Raw genomic sequence first — 14,771 nt, forward strand, 5'->3', positions numbered from 1 at the left:
CCGTCCTGCGACAGCGGCGCGGTGAAACTCAGCCCGTACTCGGCGCCCAGGTTCAGCGCCTCGCTGAGGGCGTAGGCGGCGCTCAGGCGGGCACTGAAGGTCGAGTCGGCCCGCGAGACGGCTGCGCTGAGCGTCAGCGGAGAGAAGCGCGTGCTGCTGAGCGTCAGGCTCTCGGTGTCCTTGCCCTGACTGTTGTACGACACGGCTCCGGCCAGCCGTTCTTTGTCGGTAATCGGCGCCGCCGCGTCGAGGTTGCCGGTCCACTTGAGGACATTCGGGTTCTTGCCGGTGTCCGAGCTGCTCAATCTGGTGCGGGCCTTGAGGTCCACCCTCGCCACCTTGCCCTGCACACCGAAATTCAGGCTGCGGCTGGTGCCGGGGTCGAGGGGCGCGGCATTGATCCTGGTATTGTCCAAACCGCCGCTGGCACTCCATTTCCAGCTCGGTGAGAAGCGGCCCCGTGCGTCGACTGAGACGCTGTTGAGCACATAGCCTTCGGTGCGCCAGTCCTCGGCCCGCACGTAGGTCAGCGTGGCGTCGGAGAACAGGCCCGGTTCCGGCGCCGAGTAGCCGACCAGCGCCGTATACGTGCCGCCTTGCCGGGCCGCGCTGCGGCTGACGCTGAAGGCCCCGAAGGCGCCGCCGCTGCTGAGGCTCAGATTGGCGCTCTGGGTCCGTAAGCTGAGTTCCGGAATCCGCAGACTGAGGTTCAGCGCGGCGGTTCGCACGCTGTACTGACCATCGAATTGCAGGCCGTCCAGGCTCAGCGGCGGCGCGAAGGATCTGAACTGAACATAGTCCCCGCTGCCCGCTCCGGCGCTGCCCCCCAGCAGGCCCAGCGTCCCCAGCAGCGCCAGTGCGGCGCTCGGTGCTACTAAACCTGGATTTCGGCCTGATCTCACGGCCCACTCCCCGGCAGTGCGAAATCGAACATGACTCACCTCCACTCTCCAAGCTGCGCCGGGAGCCGTCAAAGCCCCGTCAAACTTCTGTCACGGCGCTGGCCGAACGCTGGACCGTCGGCGTCTGGGCAACGCACACGAGCGGCGTCAGAATGTGATTTGATGACCGGGCGTATAGCTCGCGCTTCACTCGACCCGACCCGCTTGACCCCTTACTGTGACTCTGCTACAATTACGCCTGTAACATAATCAGAAAGGAGATTTCACCCTTGACCGCATCCAGCTTCGCCCCAGGCTCAACGCTCAGCTCAACCCTGACCACCGACGTCGTGATGGCCCTCTCGCCCGATGCCAGCAGCGCCGCCGCCGCCCGCAAGCTGACCACGCCCGGCAAGTGGCCGACGCTGGCGCGGGCCGAGGGTATCGTCTGGGGCGAGTGCCAGGGCAGCGGCCCGCAGCCGTACCTGGTGGGCGTGGACCTGCGAACACCCGATTACGCCAGCAAATGCTCGTGCCCCAGCCGCAAATTCCCCTGCAAGCACGGCCTGGCCCTGCTGCTCTTGGACGTGGCCGGGCAGGGGAGCTGGCAGAGCGCCGCGCCGCCTGAAGCCCTACAAAAATGGCTCGACGGGCGCCAGACCCGCGCCGAGACGGCCACGCAGCCTCCCAAAGAATCCAAAGCGCCCGACTCCGCCGCTCAGGCCAAACGTCAGGCCGCCCGCGAAAGCAAGGTCGAACGCGGCCTGGCCGACTTGCACCTGTGGATGCAGGATCTGGTGCGAACCGGCCTGGCCACTGCCCGCAGCCTGCCCTACAGCGAGTGGGACCGCCAGGCCGCCCGCCTGATCGACGCCCAGGCGCCCGGCGCGGCCCGGCTGGTGGCCCGGATTCCCGATCACCTGCACGACGAGAGCGGTGAGGCGCTGCTCTCGCACCTGGGGCGGCTGGCCCTGCTGTGCCGCGCCTGGGAGCACCGCGCCGGGTTGCCCGTAAACGAACGCGCCGATCTGGACGCCGCGCTGGGCCAGCCACTCGACCTGGCGGCGCTGAGGGCCGGGGAGGGCAGCGCCGAGCGCTGGCAGGTGCTGGGCAAGTACGAGGGTGAAGAGGACAAGCTCCTGGTTCGCCGCACCTGGCTGCGCCGCGAAGCGGACGGGCAACTCGCCGCCCTGCTTGACTACGCGCCCAGAAACCACAGCCTGCCGCCCGCCCTGCCGCTGCTGCACACGGTTCAGGCTGATCTGCGCTTCGCCCCCGGCGCCTTTCCCCAGCGGGTGGTCCTGGCTAGCGAGCCCCAGGCGTTCACAGGGGGCGTCACCTGGCAGCCCGGTACGGTGGCGCAGCTTCACGCCGACTACGCCGCCGCCCTGGGCTGCCATCCCTGGCTGGAGCGCAGCGGCCACTGGCTCGGCCCCGCCTGGCTGCTGCCGGAGCACGGACAGCTCCGCGACGGGAGCGGTTACGCCGTACCGTTCAAGCTGGAGAACGAGACGCTGTGGCAGTGGCTGAGCTACAGCGCCACCCGACCGGCTACCTTTTTCGGCGAGTGGGACGGCCAGACGTTTACGCCGCTGTCGATCTTCTGTGGAGATGAGGTATGAGTGCCGAGCTGAGTGAACTCGCCGCCGCCGCCCGGCGCGGGACCGCCCGCAGCAGCCTGCCGGAACCCGGCCTCGCGCCGCTGGGGAAGGCTCTGGCGCGAATCACGGCGCCGACACCCGAAAGCACCCTGCTGCTGCGGGCCGGGCTGGCCGGGTTGCATGCCCTGGCCGGTCAGGCACTGGTGAAGGCGAAAGCGGACATCCCGCTCACGCTGCCGCCCGACGCCAAAGCCATTCCGCCCTCACTCAGCGAGCTGCTGCCGCAGGTGGCGCCCCACCTCAAGGTGCTGACCGAGCTGATCGGCTTCGTGGCGGCGGTGGGTCAGACCCTGGGGCCGCAAGACCTCTGGGAGCTGCGCCTTTCACATATGCCGATCAAACTCTGGAGCGTGCTGGGTGAGCGGGGCCGCTGGCTGGCCCGGCAGAACCCGGACTGGCGCGGTCTGGACCCTGAGCAGTGCAGCAGGGATGTAAAAGTCCGACTGTTGCGCTCGGAGGTGCTCGAAGCCCACGTCGCCGACCCTGAGACCGTCGCTGCCGACCTTCTCACACGCTGGCCTGATTTCAAAGCTGACGAGCGCCGCGCCGTGCTGGATGCGGTGGCCGCCAGCCTGCACAGCGCTGATCTGCCGCTGCTGACGCTGGCCAGCAACGACAAGCTCAGAGACATTCAGCAAGTCGCCCAGCAGTTCAGCGCTCATCTGCCCGGCGAGGCGCAGGAAGCGGTCAGGGCGGCGCTCAGGGCCAGCGTCAGTGTCAGCCGCAGCGGCAAAATCAAGTTCCTGGACGTGGACCTGCCTGCCGCGCTGGGCAGCCTCGACCCCAAAGATACGTCCGACAGCGCCGCCCGGCTGATGATCGGCGCCCTGCCGCTGCCGCTGATGCTGGAGACCCTGAATGTCACGCTCACGCAACTCGTCATAGGTTTGCGCGATGATCCTGGCTACTTGGAATCAGAATTCAGCAAGGCGCTGTGCGGTGAGCTGCCGTTCAAACTGGTGTTGCAGTTGCCCGAATCGCTGGACCCTGGCCGCGTGTCGATGGACTATGGCCGCTGGCCGCAGTCGCGTATCCGGCGTGTGGCCGTGGAGATGGTGGCGGCGGTGAGTCTGGGCGCCCTGGATCACTGGCGGGTGAAACTGCTGGCCTCGCTGCTGGCCGCCCTGGGCGAGCCGCTGGAGTTGCCGGAGGCCGAGCAGGCGCGGCTGCACGAACTGGCCAGGGTGCTGCTGAACCGGCTGGGTGCCCCTGACGCGGACGCCGACAAGCTCAGCGACGCCGCCTTCGATCTGCTCGATCAGCTTCCTGTTCACCTCGACCCTCACCGGGCGTTGCCGCCGATGCCAGTCTTGCCGGTGCAGGAGCCGCTGCCGGAGAACGCCAAAAAAGACGAGCAGCAGCGCTATGACCGCCGCCACTCCTATCTGAGCCGTCTGGAGCGGCTGCACACCCATTTGAACCAGGTGCTGACCCTGCGCCGCCGCGTGGTCGAAATCATGGGCCGGGCGCCGTGACCGCCACTCAGACTGTCGATTGGGCCGACCCCGCCAACCTGGCCGCCCTGGGCCGGATTCACAGCTTGCACGCCTGGCGCTCTCGCCGATTGCCGCTGCTGGCGCTGGGGCTGCTGGCCGTCATCGGCGTGTTTCAGTGGGGCGCCGCGCACAATCCCATTTTCCTGATCGCCGCCGTGCTGCTGGGCGCTCTGATGCCGCTCGTGCATGGGTTCACGCTCGCCCGGTTGCGCCGCGCCGCTCTTGTCAGCGGCGTCACGACGTACCGTCTGGACGAAGCGCTTCACATCCAGAATGTGCTCGGCGCTTACGAATTGCCACTCACCGACATCAACCGCATTCGCACCGCCCCGGACGGCGTGATCGTCACCTACGCCAGAACCTCCAGTTTGACGCTGCTCAGCGGCCCGGTCAGGACCGAACTCGAACGCCGCCTGGCCGTTCCGGGCCAATACATCGCCGCACAGGGCAACCCGTGACGCTGTTCTGGACGCCGCCGCAGCTCGCGCCTCGCCGCCCGGTCTGGCTGGCCCTGGCCGAGCTGTTTCTGGACAGCGATTGCCGCCCGGACCTGCCCGCGCTGGCGCTGGTGCTGGCCGAGTCGGCGTATTCGGAATCTGAACTCGTCACCATCTGGCAGGGCGAGGTGGCGCCGTTGCTGCACGCCAACTTGCACAGCGTGGCGGGCGTCTGGGGCGCCTGGGACGAAGCCTGGCTCTCCGCTGAGCTGGAGCGGCGTGGCCCGGCGGTTGGTCGCCTTGTGGCCGCTGTTCACCGGATCCGTGTGGGCGGTGTCGCAACCTACTTCCAGACCTTGCTCACCTTGCGCCGCGAGCTGCTGGAGTTATCCAAAGAAGACCGTGCCCGCCGCGTCCGGTTGCAGTGCTGGCTGGGGCGGCGGTATTTCCGGCCTGAACCGTCTGGACTGGCTTCATCTGGACTGTCTTCATCTGAACTGGCTTCATCTGGACTGGCCACCCGCCCGGACGATCCCGAACTGAGTGCCGTGTTCATGGCCCTCGAACCGAAGTTACGCCCGCTCCTGAACCGCCAGGAAGCCGCTGCCGATCCCCGCCGTCACGTTCTGACCCTCATGGGAGGCCCCGCATGACCAGCGCCAACACATCCAGCCCCGAAGTCCTGCGCCTGCACGCCGAGGACGCCTACGCCCACGAGCTCGCCGCCCTGGCCGCGCATGACAAGCTGCCGCGCCCGACAATGTGGAACCTCAGCCCCCGCGCCGTGCTGACCTACCTGATGGGTGGCGTGGCCGGAGACGTTGAAATCACGCCTAAATACGTCGGCCAGGCCCGGCTGATGGAGGTGGCGGTGGCGACCCTGGCCACCGACCGGGCGCTGCTGCTGATCGGTGTGCCCGGCACCGCCAAGAGCTGGGTCAGCGAGCACCTGGCGGCGGCCATATCGGGTGACAGCACCCTGCTGGTGCAGGGCACGGCAGGCACCGACGAGAACGCCATCCGCTACGGCTGGAACTACGCCCGCCTGCTGGCCGAGGGGCCGAGCGAGGCCGCGCTGGTCGAAAGCCCGGTGCTCCACGCCATGCGGCGCGGCAAGATCGCCCGCCTGGAAGAACTCACCCGCGTCCAGAGCGACGTGCAGGACACGCTGATTACCATCCTGTCGGAGAAGACCCTGCCGGTGCCGGAGCTGAACACCGAGGTCCAGGCGGTCAAGGGCTTCAACCTGATCGCCACCGCGAATAACCGCGACAAGGGCGTCAACGACCTGTCGAGTGCCCTCAAACGCCGCTTCAACACGGTGGTCTTGCCCGTGCCCGACAGCCTGGAAGACGAGCTGAGCATCGTCACGCGCCGCGTCGAGAGCCTGGGCCGCAGTCTGGGCCTCCCCGACGTGCCGCCCGCGCTGGAAGAGGTGCGGCGGGTGGTGCAGGTGTTCCGCGAACTGCGAAGTGGGCTGACCGAGGACGGCAAGACCAAGCTCAAGTCGCCCAGCGGCAGCCTCAGCACCGCCGAGGCCATCAGTGTGGTCACGCACGGCATCACCCTGGCGACCCACTTCGGCGACGGCACCCTCAGCGCCCGCGACGTGGCCGCCAGCCTGGTCGGCGCCGTCATCAAAGACCCGGTACAGGATCAGGCCGTCTGGAACGAGTATCTGGAGACGGCCATCAAAAAGCGCGACGGATGGAAGGCGTTTTACGCGGCGTGTAGGGACGTGAGCTGAAATCAGGAGTCCAGATCGAGGATGAGCTTCAGGCCGTCTGTGACGCGCAGCATCGCGTCTCGACTGAGCAGGCGAACCTTGTCACGCAGATCTGTTTTGTTGAGGGAGTAGAGTTGCGACACATTAACCACGCTGGGCTGCTCCAACCCACTCTGAACAGGTTCCAGCACGACGTTCCCAGGTGCCTCACCTCGAAACAAATTCTTTGTCAGGATGGCGACGATGACTGTGTTCAGTCGGGTCTGATTAAAACTGTTTGCCTGAATGACCAGGACGGGCCGCACACCAGCCGGGCGACTTCCCAAGACCTCGCCCAGATCGGCCCACCAGATCTCGCCGCGCTGAATCACCACTCGGTCGAGGCCAGAGCCCGTTTGATAGCAGCTCGCCCAAAGGCATCGGCCTCCGGATCATCACTGGCTGGATCGCCGTACACCCGGTTGAGCGCTTTGGTGACGGCCTCATCCCGACGCACCTTGATGTATTCGCGCAGGGCGGTGGCATAAAGCTCACTTCGGCTTATCTCCAGCTCTCTGGCGAGTTCTTCTCCCTTACCGAACAGATCGTCCTCAATCGAAATCGCCGTTTTCATACCAGGAGTATAACCCAAGTGACTACCAAGAATCACTACTCCATCTACCCCATCCGCCATCACGGCCCCGGAAGTGCCCGCAGCCTGGAGCGTGCCCTGAACGCCGCGCCGCCGGGCGTGCTGCTGATCGAGGGGCCAGCCGACGCCGACGCCCTGCTGCCGTTCTTCGCCGACCCCGCCCTGACGCCGCCAGTGGCGATCATGGCCCACGTCCAGGGTCAGCCGGAACAGGCGGTGTTTTTCCCGCTGGCCCATTTCAGCCCGGAGTTCGTGGCGATTCGCTGGGCGCTGAAACGCGGTGTGCCGCTGGCCTTCATGGACCTGCCTGCGAGTGTGACCCTGGCCCAGCGGGCGACCAAACCGGAGGAGCACCAGCCAGCCGAAGCCCCTTCAGACGACCTCCAGCCCGAACCTCAAGCTTCCACTGAGGCCCCCGCCGACGACCTGCGCAGCGACCCGCTGGCGGCGCTAGCAAAGGCGGCGGGCTACCCCGATTTCGAGCGCTGGTGGGACCAACTGGTCGAGGCACGCGGCGACGACGCAGCCGTCTTCGACGCCGTGTCCGAGGTCATGACCGCCGTGCGTGAAGTCGAAATCACGTCCGAGCGGGACATCTTGCGCGAGGCCCACATGCGGACCCGCATCCGCGAGGCGCAGCAGGGTGGACAGCCCGTCGGCGTGGTCTGCGGCGCCTGGCACGGCCCGGCCCTGACCGAAGCGGTGCTGGCCCGCGAAATCAAAAACGACGCCGCACTGCTCCGCACCCTGCCGAAAGTCAAAGCCGGTCTGACCGTCGTGCCCTGGACCCACGGACGCCTGACCATGCACAGCGGCTACGGCGCGGGCGTCGCCTCGCCCGGCTGGTACGCGCACCTGTTCGACACCAGCCAGCACGTCAGCGCCGCCTGGTTGACCCGCAGCGCCCGGCTGCTGCGCGGGGCCAAACTCGACGCCTCCAGCGCCCAGGTCATCGACGCCACCCGCCTGGCCGAGACGCTGGCGAGCCTTCGCGGCCTGGGTCTGCCCGGCCTGGGTGAGCTGACCGACGCCACCCGCGCCGTGTTCGCCTGGGAATCCGATCTGCCGCTGCGGATGATCGGTGAGCAACTGGTGGTCGGTGAGACGCTGGGCGAGGTGCCCTCCGGCGTGCCGACGGTGCCGCTGGCGCAGGATCTGGCGGCCATCCAGAAGCGGCTGCGCCTGAGGCCCGAAGCCACCGCCCGCGAACTGATCCTCGATCTGCGGGGGGACGGCGACCTGGAGCGGAGCTGGCTGATGCACCGCCTGAATATCCTGGGCATTCCCTGGGGCAAGGCGGGCTACGTCAGCGGTTCCGGCACCTTCAAGGAAGCCTGGAATCTGCGCTGGGAGCCGGAATTCAGCGTGCGGGTGGTCGAGGCGAATCTGCATGGCAACACCCTGGTCCGTGCCGCCAACACGCTCGCGGCTTCCCGTGCCCGTAAAGCCGCGACGCTGGGTGAGCTGTCCGGATTGCTGGAAAGTACCCGCCTGGCGAATCTGCAAGGCGCCGCCCGGCTGACCCTGGGCATTCTGGACCGACGCGCCGCCAACGCCGAGGTGTCCGAACTCCTGGAAGCCCTGCCGCCGCTGGCCCGCCTGGCCCGCTACGGCGACGTTCGCACCCGCAGCGGCGACGATCCCACGCCGATTTTCCGGACGCTGGTACTCCGCGCTGGTGCTGGACTTCCGAACGCCGTCCAGGCCATGCAGCAGGACGCCGCCCGCACGCTGCAAGAGGCGATTGCCGGGGCGGATGCGGCGGTACAACTCCTCGACGACCCACAGGCGCTGACCGACTGGCGCAGCGCTCTGCAAGGGCTGGACGCCACCCCCGGCGCGCACCCACTCCTCCACGGTGACGCGGTGCGGCGGCTGCGCGACGCCGAAGTTCTGGATGAATCTGCCGTACAACAGCGCCTGGCTTACGCCCTGGCTCCCGGTGGCCCACCCGCCGATGTGAGTGACTGGCTCGACGGCTTCATCGGTCAGGATGCCAGCGTGCTGCGGCACGATCCGGCGTTGCTGGCCCTGCTCGACGGCTGGGTCGGTACGCTCGAACCGGAGGCGTTCGAGTCGGTGCTGCCGCCGCTGAGGCGCTCGCTCTCGCGCCTGGAAGCTGCCGAGCGCCGCCGCATCGGGGAAGACCTGCGCGGCCTGGAGCGTGTGGCAACCGTGCGCGAGGTCAACGACGACCTGGGGATGCTGGTCGTGCCGGTGGTGCTGCGGCTGCTGGGCGTGAAGGCGTGAGTGTGGTGTATGGCCGCCCGCTGAGCGAACTGGGCGAGGTGGATTGGACGCAGCTCAAGCACGCTTACGGAAGTGCCGAGGACGTGCCGGACCAGTTGCGTGCAGTGGCCGCAGGCGATCAGGAGGCGTTTTCCGATTTGTACGGCAACCTGTGGCACCAGGGCACGGTCTATCAGGCGACGGCCTACGCGGTGCCGTTTTTGATTGGCCTGCTGGACGTCGGGAACGCCGAGGTATTGCATCCGCTGGCATGCATGGCTCAGGGCTACAGTTACCACGACGTTCACCAGATGTACGACGACCCGGCACAGCGAGCTGATCCTGCTTATCAGGCCGTGATAGCCCGTGAGCTGCGCTGGGTTAAAGCCGTTCGGGCAGCCGTTGTGGGGGGTGTCCCGGTGTATCGGCGCTTTCTGAGTGATCCCAATCCTGAGTACCGCGAGTTGGCGGCAAACCTGTTGGCGTTGCTGGCAGCCGAAGTGCCGGATGCTGGTGAATGGCTGCTCGGAGGTCTCTCGGATGCTGAATCTGCCGTGCGAGCGGTTTGCGCCCAGGCACTCGCTCGATTTTCCGCTTCCCCAGACGCTTTGGAGGCCGTCAGGAAGCAGGGGCTCAACGACCCGGAATTTCTGCCACGACTGATGGCGGCCTTCACCCTCGCCCGCTGGCAGCAAGCCCTTGCTCCGGCCTGGGCAGGTGACCTGCTCGAAGAGGCGCTGGCCCAGCTTGATGTTGAAGAGCTGCTGTCGCCGCTTTTGGAAGGTCCGACTCTGCTCAGACAACTGGCTCACGCCGCTCGTGAACTGGGTCAGAGTGAGCGTTTCGCCTGGTTGCTTTGGTCGCACTTTCGAGAAAACTCTCAGGACAACAGTGATGAGGACTACTTCGATGAAGCGCTGGCGCTGGCCTACCCTGCTCCCGGCGCGCCGTTGACGCCGCTGCTCGTCACACTGCTCAACGACCTCCTGGGCAGACACACTCCACTGACATCTTGGTATCGACAGTATCTACACCAGCTTGCCCTGCCCACCACCCATGAAAGCCTGAGTACCTGGCTTCAGGAGCGTGAACCATGACCCTACCCTCGTCCCCAGACCCCGAACGCCCAGACTCCGAACGTCTCCGTCGCTGGCGCCTGCTGCTCGGCGGCGAGACCTCCGGTGGGCAGAGCGCCGACGGCACCGGCTGCGCCCTCAGCGAACATGACGCCCGCCTGGACGCCGCCCTGGCCGCGCTCTACGACGGTGCCAAATTCGGCAAGCCCGCCAAGGGTGGCAAGCGCAGCGCCGGGCTGGGCGGCAGCGCCCCCGCCGTGGCGACCTGGCTGGCCGAGGTGCGTGACCTGTTTCCCCAGGGCACCGTGCGCGTGCTGCAACAGGACGCGGTGGACCGCCTGAACCTCAAAGCGCTGCTGCTCGAACCCGAACTGATGGAAGGCGTGGTGCCCGACGTTCACATGGCCGCCACCCTGATGAGCCTGAAAGACGTGATGCCCGCCGCCGCTAAGGACATGGCCCGCGTCGTGGTCCGCAAGGTGGTGGACGACCTGACCGCCCGCCTGGCCGAGCCGCTGCGCAGCGCCGTGAGTGGCAGCCTCAACCGCGCCCAGCGCAACTCCCGGCCTCGCGCAAGCGAGATCGACTGGGGCCGCACGGTCCTGAAGAACCTCAAATCCTACGACCCGGAGCGCAAGACCGTCATTCCGGAGCGACTGGTCGGCTACGGACGCGCCCGGCGCAGCCTCAAGGACATCGTGCTGTGCCTCGATCAGAGCGGCAGCATGGCCAGCAGCGTGGTCTACGCGGGCGTCTTCGGCGCCGTGCTGGCCAGCCTGCCCGCCGTGAGTACCCGCGTGGTCGTTTTCGATACCGAGGTGGTGGACCTCAGCGAGCACTTATCCGACCCGGTGGACGTGCTGTTCGGCGTGCAGCTCGGCGGCGGCACCGATATCAACCGGGCGCTCAAGTATTGTCAATCGCTGGTGCAGCGCCCGGAAGACACCATCGTCGTACTGATTTCCGATCTCTACGAGGGCGGTGACGAAAAGCGGATGCTGGAGCGGGCGCGGCAGCTCGTGGACAGCGGCGTGCGCGTCATCGCCCTATTGGCCCTGGACGACGACGGCGCCCCCGGTTACGATCACCGGGTCGCCACCACCTTCGCGGGCCTGGGCATCCCGACCTTCGCCTGCACGCCCGATCACTTTCCGGGCCTGATGGCGACGGCCATCGCGGGCGGCGACGTGGCGACCTGGGCGGCGGGGCAAGGTATCGTGCTCAGCCGGGCGGGGGACGAGGAGAGGGCGCGGGCCTGACTGGGGCCAGTAAAAAACCGCCGCCCTGCATCTCAGGGCGGCGATCCCGTCACCTCCAACTCAGCCCTTCATGCCGGTCAGCACCACGCCCTCGATGATCTGCTTTTGGAAGAAGGCGAAAACAACCAGCACCGGAATCACCGCCAGGCTCGACGCGGCCATAATCAGGCCCCACTGGGTTCCGGCCTCGCCGTTGAACAGCGCCGTGCCCACCGGCAGCGTCCGCAACTCCGGCTTCTGAATCACGATTAGCGGCCACAGAAAGGCGTTCCAGTTGCCCAGGAAGCTGAAGATCGCCAGGCTCGACAGCGCCGGGCGCACCAGCGGCAGCGCCACTTTCCAGAAGATGCCGAACTCGCTCATGCCGTCGATGCGGGCGGCCTCGATCAGATCGGTGGGCAGCGACTCGAAGAACTGCCGCATCAGAAAGACCCCGAAGGCGCTCATCAGGCCCGGAAACAAGATAGAGAAATAGGCGCCCGGCGTGGTGTTCAGCAACTTCAGGTCGCTGACGCCCACGAACCAGGGAATCACCAGCATCTCGGTGGGGATCATCAGCGTGGAGAGCATCAATACGAAGATGATGTTCTTGCCGGGAAATTCGAACTTGGCCAGCGTGTAGCCCACCAGCGAATCGAAAAACAGCACGCTGAGGGTGCTCACGCCCGCGACCAGCAAGCTGTTGCCGAACCAGGTCAGGAACTTGGTCTGGGTCAGCACCTGGCTGTAATTGGCGATGGTGGGCTCCTGGGGCCAGAAGCCCAGGCTGAACAGTTCCTGAAACGACTTGAGGCTGGTCAGCACCATCCAGGCGAAGGGGAATAGCGTAACGAGGGCACCGACGGCCAGCACGACGTAGGCGAGAACGGTCAGGCTGCCGCGCTGCCGGGCCGGGGGCACCAGTTGGGTTTCAGTGGTCAGACGCGGCTGAGTGGTCATCCGTAGTCCACCCGCCGGGTCAGGAAGCGCAGTTGCAGCAGCGTGATCGCCAGGATAATCACGAACAGCACCACCGTGATGGCCGAGGCGTACCCCGTCTGGAAGCGCCCGAAGGCGAGCTGGTAGATATACAGGGCCACCGTCATGGTGCTGCTCAGCGGCCCGCCCTGGTCGGTGAAATTCAGGTTCACGACCTGGGTGAACAGTTGCAGATACGAGATGGTGCCGGTTACGACGCTGAACACGATGGTCGGGTTGAGCAGCGGCAGGGTGATTTTCCAGAACGCCTGTGAGCCGCTGGCCCCGTCGATCTCGGCGGCCTCGTAGTAGGTGCGCGGAATGGCCGCGAGCCCGGCCAGGAACAGCACGACCTGAAAGCCCAGATTCTGCCAGACGACCAGCGCCGCCGTGGTGGCCAGCGCCTGCGAAGGCGAGGTCAGAAACGGCTGTGGCGGCAGGTGCAGCCACACCAGCAGCGTGTTGACCGGCCCGAACTGCGGGCTGAACAGCCACTGCCAGACCCAGGCCGAGGCGACGATGGGCGTCACATAAGGCGCGAAATACAGTGCCCGGAAGAGGCCCTGCAACTTGCGGATCTTGCCCAGCAGCAGCGCGGTGGCCAGCCCCAGCACGATCTGCGCCGGAACCCCGATGATGGTATACAGCGCCGTGTTGACCAGCGCCCTGCCGAATACCCCGTCGTGGAGCAGCTTGTCGTAGTTGGCAAAACCTACGTAGGGCTGCACTTCCTTGAGGATGTTCCAGTCGAACAGGCTCAGCCGCAGCGCCGTGAACGTCGGCAGAAACCGCACGATCAGGAAGAAGACCAGGGGCACGGCCAGGAACGTATACGCCGTGATCGTCTGCCGCCGCCGGAGCGAGCCGGGGCGGCGCAGACGTGCAATAGATGGGATGGTGGTCAAGACTGAGACCTACACGAGAGGGCTGGGACGAGGGTGAGCAATCTAGCCCTCTGAGTACATGGGATTACCTTGAGTCTCGGACACCTCGCCTCGACGCTTCTGACCCCTCGCCCCTTGCGGGAGAGGGGCACTGCGAAGCAGCGGGGTGAGGGGAGTGAGCGCAGCTCATGCCCTACGCGCGAGATTTTTGATAATCCCGTATGACCCAGCCTTCCACTTCTCACTTCTTGTAATACTCGTCCAGAATCTTCTGCTCGCTGGCCGCCGCCGCCTTCACCGCGTTGGCGGGCGAGTTGCCCTGAAGCAGCACGGTGTTGATGGCGTCCACCCAGGCTTTGCGCTGCCCGGCCTCGTCCACGAAGACCGTCGAGGACGCGAACGGCAGGCTGTAGACGAACGGCCCGAACACCGGATCTTTACGCAGCGCGTCGTCGCCCGACAGCTTGCGGCTGGCCGGAATCTCGCCGACGTTGGCGAGCCAGGTGCGCTGGGTCTCCTCGCTGGTCATGAATTTCAGGAACTTGATGGAGGCGGCCAGCTTATCACCCGTGGCGTTCTTGGTAATCCCGTTGACCCAGAACGAGCCGAAGTTGCCGCGCTGCTTGTTGGCCGCCAGCACCGGCAGCGGAGAGACGCCCCAGCCAAATTTGGCGCCGGTCTTGATGGTGTTCACCGCGAACGAGCCGTCGATAATCATGCCGACCTTGCCCGCAATAAACGCGTCGCGGTAGCTGTTGTTGCCGGGGAAGAAGTTGGGCACGCCCAGCTTGTACTTGGTCGCCAGGTCGGTGTAGAAGGTCATGGCCCTGGTTCCGGCCTCATTGTTGTAGGCCACCGTCTTGCCGTCCTTGCTGTAGGGCTGGCCGCCGAACTGGCGCACCAGCACTTCCCGCAGCACGTGGTAATCCTGCCCGTCCGGCTGAATGCCGAAGCCCAGCGTGGTGAAGCGCGGCGCCGTGCCCTTGACGATCTTGCCCGCATCACTGATGAAGTCTTCCCAGGTGCGCGGCGGCTGCGCTATTCCGGCAGCTTTGAACAGATCCTTGTTGTAGAAGACCGCCAGCGTCCGGACGGCGGTGGGCAGCGCGTAGTATTTGCCGCCGATCTTGGAGGTCTTGACCATCGGCGCGTAATTGGCCTCGATCTGCTTGAACGGGAAGTCCTTTTCGGGCAGAGGCTGGAGGTAGCCCGCGTCCACGTACTGCGGCAGCCAGCCGTAGAACATGTTCACCACGTCCGGCCCCTGCCCGGCGGGCACGCTGGAGGCGACCTTCTGGCTGTAGGCGTCGTAGGGAAAGTTCTCCTGCTTGACGGTGATGTCGGGATTGGCCGCCTGGAACTTCTTGATGAGGTCGTTCACGGTTGAGACCTTGCTGGCGTAGTCGTATTGCCAGTAGGTGATGGTCACGGGCGCGGCGGCAGCGCCAGACACAGCGGCAGATACGGCGCCGAGCGCCAGCGTCATGAGGGCAAGACGAGTAAAAACCTGTTTCATGGTGGTTCCTCCGGGGCG

The 14,771-nt window shown here is 66.3% G+C and carries 14 protein-coding genes; 8 read left to right on the forward strand and 6 right to left on the reverse strand.

Annotated features, from left to right (window positions below):
• Positions 1-941, reverse strand: a 941-nt coding sequence (locus tag Q0R23_RS10965; protein ID WP_293912972.1) for a hypothetical protein, incomplete at its 3' end; no start/stop codon positions are given.
• Between the two features lie 230 nt (positions 942-1,171).
• Here Q0R23_RS10965 and Q0R23_RS10970 point away from each other — a divergent pair.
• The 5 genes from Q0R23_RS10970 to Q0R23_RS10990 are packed head-to-tail and all read left to right on the forward strand — an operon-like array spanning position 1,172 to position 6,222.
• Complete coding sequence (locus Q0R23_RS10970) at positions 1,172-2,503, forward strand: SWIM zinc finger family protein (protein WP_293912973.1); 1,332 nt, start codon at positions 1,172-1,174, stop codon at positions 2,501-2,503.
• Positions 2,500-4,017: a DUF5691 domain-containing protein gene (locus Q0R23_RS10975; RefSeq protein ID WP_293912974.1), complete on the forward strand. Its 1,518-nt coding sequence runs from the start codon at positions 2,500-2,502 to the stop codon at positions 4,015-4,017. Before Q0R23_RS10970 ends, Q0R23_RS10975 begins: the two co-directional genes overlap by 4 nt.
• Entirely contained in the window at positions 4,014-4,496 is a 483-nt protein-coding gene (locus Q0R23_RS10980; protein WP_293912976.1) for a hypothetical protein, read from the forward strand. The genes Q0R23_RS10975 and Q0R23_RS10980 overlap by 4 nt, the downstream gene beginning before the upstream one ends.
• On the forward strand, positions 4,493-5,128 hold the full coding sequence (locus tag Q0R23_RS10985; RefSeq protein WP_293912978.1) for a hypothetical protein: 636 nt from the start codon (positions 4,493-4,495) through the stop codon (positions 5,126-5,128). The genes Q0R23_RS10980 and Q0R23_RS10985 overlap by 4 nt, the downstream gene beginning before the upstream one ends.
• Entirely contained in the window at positions 5,125-6,222 is a 1,098-nt protein-coding gene (locus Q0R23_RS10990; RefSeq protein WP_293912980.1) for an AAA family ATPase, read from the forward strand. Before Q0R23_RS10985 ends, Q0R23_RS10990 begins: the two co-directional genes overlap by 4 nt.
• A gap of 2 nt (positions 6,223-6,224) precedes the next feature.
• On the opposite strand, the gene Q0R23_RS10995 is transcribed toward Q0R23_RS10990, so the two are convergent.
• On the reverse strand, positions 6,225-6,572 hold the full coding sequence (locus Q0R23_RS10995; RefSeq protein WP_293912981.1) for a type II toxin-antitoxin system PemK/MazF family toxin: 348 nt from the start codon (positions 6,570-6,572) through the stop codon (positions 6,225-6,227).
• On the reverse strand, positions 6,569-6,814 hold the full coding sequence (locus Q0R23_RS11000) for a ChpI protein (protein ID WP_293912983.1): 246 nt from the start codon (positions 6,812-6,814) through the stop codon (positions 6,569-6,571). Before Q0R23_RS11000 ends, Q0R23_RS10995 begins: the two co-directional genes overlap by 4 nt.
• Before the next feature lie 18 nt (positions 6,815-6,832).
• On the opposite strand from Q0R23_RS11000, the gene Q0R23_RS11005 reads away from it, so the two are divergent.
• From Q0R23_RS11005 to Q0R23_RS11015, 3 genes are read left to right on the forward strand one after another with little or no spacing between them, the layout of a single operon-like run.
• The gene (locus Q0R23_RS11005) at positions 6,833-9,082 is read left to right on the forward strand and encodes a DUF5682 family protein (RefSeq protein ID WP_293912984.1); all 2,250 of its coding nucleotides are present in this window, start codon (positions 6,833-6,835) and stop codon (positions 9,080-9,082) included.
• Entirely contained in the window at positions 9,079-10,158 is a 1,080-nt protein-coding gene (locus Q0R23_RS11010) for a HEAT repeat domain-containing protein (RefSeq protein WP_293912985.1), read from the forward strand. Before Q0R23_RS11005 ends, Q0R23_RS11010 begins: the two co-directional genes overlap by 4 nt.
• A complete protein-coding gene (locus tag Q0R23_RS11015; protein ID WP_293912986.1) occupies positions 10,155-11,396 on the forward strand; it encodes a VWA domain-containing protein in 1,242 nt (413 codons plus the stop codon). The genes Q0R23_RS11010 and Q0R23_RS11015 overlap by 4 nt, the downstream gene beginning before the upstream one ends.
• Before the next feature lie 60 nt (positions 11,397-11,456).
• Here Q0R23_RS11015 and Q0R23_RS11020 read toward each other — a convergent pair whose 3' ends face one another.
• From Q0R23_RS11020 to Q0R23_RS11030, 3 genes are all read right to left on the reverse strand, one after another.
• Positions 11,457-12,335, reverse strand: coding sequence for a carbohydrate ABC transporter permease (locus tag Q0R23_RS11020; RefSeq protein WP_293912988.1), 879 nt, complete (start codon positions 12,333-12,335; stop codon positions 11,457-11,459).
• Entirely contained in the window at positions 12,332-13,258 is a 927-nt protein-coding gene (locus Q0R23_RS11025; RefSeq protein WP_293912990.1) for a sugar ABC transporter permease, read from the reverse strand. Before Q0R23_RS11025 ends, Q0R23_RS11020 begins: the two co-directional genes overlap by 4 nt.
• A 220-nt stretch (positions 13,259-13,478) precedes the next feature.
• Positions 13,479-14,753 (reverse strand): extracellular solute-binding protein, encoded by a 1,275-nt coding sequence (locus Q0R23_RS11030; RefSeq protein ID WP_293912991.1) that lies wholly within the window; start codon positions 14,751-14,753, stop codon positions 13,479-13,481.
• Between the last annotated feature and the right edge of the window lie 18 nt (positions 14,754-14,771).

The sequence above is a fragment of the Deinococcus sp. genome (genome assembly GCF_025362455.1).
In the GTDB taxonomy this organism is placed as follows: Bacteria; Deinococcota; Deinococci; order Deinococcales; family Deinococcaceae; genus Deinococcus.